Annotated in this window: 1 protein-coding gene; it reads left to right on the forward strand. The window is 65.6% G+C overall.

Features of this window, described 5'->3' with window-relative positions; genetic code table 11:
• Positions 1-311, forward strand: a 311-nt coding sequence (locus tag AC0L2O_RS36580; RefSeq protein ID WP_473373176.1) for a porin, incomplete at both ends; no start/stop codon positions are given.

Below are 311 nucleotides of genomic sequence, written 5' to 3' on the forward strand. Positions count from 1 at the left end.
AGCGACCGTCCGGAATTGCGTCTCGACCCGACGACGCTGGTGTCGACCGGTGCGATCGCCAATGTCTCGGGCGCGCAGGTGTACAGTCTCGAGGCGGCCGCGACCTACGGTCCGCTGATCCTCCAGGGCGAGTATTTCTGGTACAATGTCGATCGCACCGCCAACACCGGCGTGCCGCTGGTCGGTGCGTCGAGCCTGAAATTCCAGGGCGGCTACGCCCAGGCCGGCTACGTGCTGACAGGCGAAGGTCGCAGCTATAACGCGGCCAACGCCGCCTATAACGGCGTCAAGCCGGCGCATCCGTTCTCGCT

The organism is Bradyrhizobium sp. Kon10 (assembly GCF_055807395.1).